The sequence below is a fragment of the Cellulosilyticum sp. genome, assembly GCF_982396655.1.
The window spans coordinates 1-3,739 of sequence record NZ_CEVXFV010000102.1; the positions used below are offsets into that span (position 1 = coordinate 1).

A 3,739-nucleotide genomic window follows, 5' to 3' on the forward strand; every position below is an offset into this window, starting at 1 on the left:
TTGGAACAGGCTAGGTATGAAAAAGAAAAGATACTAGAACAGTATCATGATGGTAAGAAGCAACATGAATTATTTATGTCTCTATTTGAGATTGAAGATAAATTAAAGAAACTTAAGGCTGAAGGTTTTAACTCAGTACTTGAGTGGGAGATATTAGCGTTATTAGAGGAGGTATTATGAGAAAGATTAAAAAATGTAAGGCCAAAAGAAAAAATTATAAAACCATGTGCAGGGTTAAAGATAATGTGATAGAGCATCATGAGAGACAAATTGAGCGAATGCAAGAAATAATAAATGATTTTAATAGAGATATTTTATCATTAAAAGATTGCAACCTATTACTTTATCAAGAAAATAAAAAAGCAAAAAAAGACTTAATTAGGGTTAATAGATTATTCATTGATACATATAACACTATGCAAGAAATAGATGCAAAACGTGAAGAGCTGGTAAGAGAAAATAATTTACTCCATGATACGCTTAAAAGTTATAAAATACCACTACATAAAAAGTCATGGGCTGAAATTAAATATCAAATTAAGGCTTGGGTAAAACAGTTTGATGAAAAGTAAAGGAGAAAATATGATAGTAGAAACAAGAGTTAGTGTTAACTTTAAATTTACAGAAGTAATAAAAGAAGAAAATATTGATAAGGTAAATGAAAAGCTTTGCGATAAAGAACAAATCGAAAAGAACAAAAAAGATATGTATAACTACATTGTAGACGCATTAGATTTAGATGGTAGCGGAGTAACAATTAATAATATATCTATTGATGTAGTAAAATTAGATAATTAGCAATCCCATTAAATTGTGTAAGGGATTATGAATCAATAGAGAAAATAAAACAAAACAGGAGAAATAAACATGAAAAACTCATTAAACGACTTAAATAATTATTTATTTGAATCATTGGAACGATTAACAGATGATTCTATTAATAATTTAGAACTTGAAAAAGAATTAAAACGTGCTGATATGATTTCTAAGGTTGCTAAAACAATCATAGATAATGCTAATGTAGGTTTGAAAATCAAAAGGCATTTAGATGAATATAACAAAGGTGAAAATTACAAAATACCAGGTATGTAATTATGGCAAATATAATATTTACAGAGCCAATTAAGCAATATATATACAAAAATGCAGAAGGCAAGACAAATGCTGAAATGGCAGAGGAATTAAACAATGTATTTAATACTAGCTTTACATGTATGCAAGTTAAAGGATTTAAGAGTCGTGACAAAACAATAATTAAAAAGAAAAGGTCAAAACCATTTCAATATACTGAAGAAATGAAAGACTTTTTAATTAAAAATATACCTGGTACATACAATAGTGAACTTGTAAAGAAGTTTGAAGAAAAATTCAATACGGCTATAACGGTACACCAAATAAAATGGTTTAAGCAAACTCATGGTGTTAAGAGTGGCATTGATCCACGCTTTAAAGTAGGACAACCCTCAGCTGGACCATATAAAAAAGGTGAATGTGCGCCAGGTTGTGAAAAAGGATGGTTTAAAAAAGGTCAAGCTCCAAAAACAGCATATCCTATAGGTGCAAAAAGAATACAGAATGGTTATGTGCAAATCAAAACAGGTAAAAATAAATGGGAGTATGAAAAATACTTAGTTTGGGAGGCAGTTCATGGGCCAGTACCAGAAGGTTATGTATTAATACCATTAGACGGTGACAAGCTTAATTCTAATATTGACAATTTGGCTATTATATCAAATACAGAAGCGTTGATAATGTCTAAGGATGGTTTGTATTTTGATGATGCAGAATTGACCAAAACAGGAACGCTTATTGCTAAGAATATAGACCGTTGTAATAAGTTGAAGAAAATAAAAAGGAAGGTGGACTAAATGAAAAGAGATTATGTTATCGGGGAAGTATTGGACAAGCAGACAGGTGAAAGAAGTAAAGAGTGGGGCTATAGAGTAGGTAGAAAGTGCCAAATAAATGATGAAAATGTTCAAGAGGGTGCTTGCTTATTTGTTTATTACCCAGAACGTGAATCATTCTTTAGAACATCGTTAATTATGAGTGTTGAAGAAACAGATGGAGGTTTATGGGTTGAAACAATGAATAGTCAATATAGATTTGATAGAGTTGTAGAATCTGAATACAGTAAGGCCCCATATCATATAAGTATTAACCAAAAAGGATATATTAAGCTTACTGAAGAGGGGGTAAAACATTGGAATAATGTAGATAAGGCTAATACCTTCTTAAAAGAAGTTGAGCCTAATATTATCAGCGGTCCAATATGGGAGATATTTAAAGTATTTAATAACGTACTTTATGTAGGGTCAGAGCCTTTTGGAATTGGCATGATTAAGTTAGATAAAATAAATACTGATATAGAGTAGGTGATATTGTGGAGCGTAAAGAAAGAATTAATATGATGAAAGCTTGCATCATTGCAAATTGCAAACGTGTTATTTACTTATTAGAAACTAATGAACTTGAAAGACGTGTTGATTGTTCATTAAGTGCAGAGCTTAAGCAAAAGATGGCTGAAATTAGACGTGATATGGTGCAACTTGGAAAGGATTTATAAAATTAACTAAAGGGGTGACAGCGTGAAGGCTAAAGACAACTATTACAGGAAAATAGAAGGCATATTACACAATGTGCCAAAGTTAAGAATTGAAATTGATAACTTAAAACTAGACCTAGAAGAGATAGAAGAAATTATGGGGATTCATGGTCAAAGTGGGAATGTAGCTGCTGGATCATCAACTTATGCTTTTAATAGTACAGTAGAAAATGAAGTCATTGACCGTGACGAAACTCTACAGGACAAAAGAAAAAAAATTAATGCCTCAATATCTAAAGCAGAACGGAAGTTAAAAAGAATTGAAAACAATCTGCAAATATTATCTGAAAGTGAGATGCTATTAGTAGAGCTGAAGTATTTCAAAAACTATACCAATGCAAGAGTATGTGATGTATTGGATATCTCAGATAGTGGATTAACCAAAAGACGTAAGCGTATCATAGTTGAAAAGCTTATGCCCTTATCATGGTGAGGATTTGGTACGAATTTAGTACGGTTTTAGTAACATTAATTTACCTAAAACTTACCATAAAAGTACATAGAAAAGTACAGTTTTAACATGTTATATTTATATAGTCGAAAGACACAAAGAACACCTGCTGATTGATTGCTTACCAGTATGTGTCATTTTGAACCTCCTTTTGATTTTAGCCCCTTGGTTATATACTAAGGGGCATTTTTGATGCAAGGGGTGAAAAATATATATGCACTATAAAGAATGCTATGGGTGTCGTAAAATGATGCCCAAGTCAAATAAAGGGTGCTATTGCCCAGAGTGTAGGGGTAGCATTACTGAATCTAAAAAGCAGTATAGTGTTAAGGCTGAAACTGAGAAGGTGTATAAATCAGACCAGTGGAGGCGAACAAAAGAAGAAGCGTTAAAGCGTTCTCATTATATGTGTGAGGTGTGCGAGCATATGGGCATCGTTAAACGTGCCGATGCAGTACACCATATTATCAAAGTTGCAGATGGAAACAATTCAACTCACTTTGACCTTAACAATCTTGTTTGTGTTTGTGATAAACATCACAGAAAGATTGAAGGACTTAACAAAAATGAATTAATTGGATACTTGTCAGACCTCTTGGGATAAAATTTCCATTTTTTTTATATAGAAAGGGGACCTGAGAGGGGGAAGTCATCTTTATTAAAATTTCCTTTATGGGTTTTTT

The 3,739-nt window shown here is 31.8% G+C and carries 9 protein-coding genes; all 9 read left to right on the forward strand.

Features of this window, described 5'->3' with window-relative positions:
- Window positions 1–180, forward strand: a 180-nt coding sequence (locus AC1VAQ_RS20775; RefSeq protein ID WP_479904513.1) for a hypothetical protein, incomplete at its 5' end; no start/stop codon positions are given.
- Window positions 177–572 (forward strand): hypothetical protein, encoded by a 396-nt coding sequence (locus tag AC1VAQ_RS20780; RefSeq protein WP_479904514.1) that lies wholly within the window; start codon window positions 177–179, stop codon window positions 570–572. The genes AC1VAQ_RS20775 and AC1VAQ_RS20780, both read left to right, overlap by 4 nt.
- Entirely contained in the window at window positions 562–798 is a 237-nt protein-coding gene (locus tag AC1VAQ_RS20785) for a hypothetical protein (protein WP_479904515.1), read from the forward strand. Before AC1VAQ_RS20780 ends, AC1VAQ_RS20785 begins: the two co-directional genes overlap by 11 nt.
- Window positions 799–867: 69 nt before the next feature.
- Complete coding sequence (locus AC1VAQ_RS20790; protein WP_479904516.1) at window positions 868–1,092, forward strand: hypothetical protein; 225 nt, start codon at window positions 868–870, stop codon at window positions 1,090–1,092.
- Between the two features lie 2 nt (window positions 1,093–1,094).
- Window positions 1,095–1,868, forward strand: coding sequence for an HNH endonuclease signature motif containing protein (locus AC1VAQ_RS20795; protein WP_479904517.1), 774 nt, complete (start codon window positions 1,095–1,097; stop codon window positions 1,866–1,868).
- Window positions 1,869–2,375 carry a hypothetical protein gene (locus tag AC1VAQ_RS20800; RefSeq protein ID WP_479904518.1) on the forward strand — a complete coding sequence of 169 codons (507 nt, stop codon included), beginning with the start codon at window positions 1,869–1,871 and terminating at the stop codon, window positions 2,373–2,375. It begins immediately after the preceding gene.
- Window positions 2,376–2,383: 8 nt separating this feature from the next.
- The gene (locus tag AC1VAQ_RS20805; RefSeq protein ID WP_479904519.1) at window positions 2,384–2,566 is read left to right on the forward strand and encodes a hypothetical protein; all 183 of its coding nucleotides are present in this window, start codon (window positions 2,384–2,386) and stop codon (window positions 2,564–2,566) included.
- 22 nt (window positions 2,567–2,588) lie between these two features.
- Window positions 2,589–3,038, forward strand: coding sequence for a sigma-70 RNA polymerase sigma factor region 4 domain-containing protein (locus tag AC1VAQ_RS20810; protein WP_479904520.1), 450 nt, complete (start codon window positions 2,589–2,591; stop codon window positions 3,036–3,038).
- A 232-nt stretch (window positions 3,039–3,270) separates the two neighbouring features.
- Window positions 3,271–3,660 carry an HNH endonuclease signature motif containing protein gene (locus AC1VAQ_RS20815; protein WP_479904521.1) on the forward strand — a complete coding sequence of 130 codons (390 nt, stop codon included), beginning with the start codon at window positions 3,271–3,273 and terminating at the stop codon, window positions 3,658–3,660.
- Window positions 3,661–3,739: the final 79 nt, after the last annotated feature.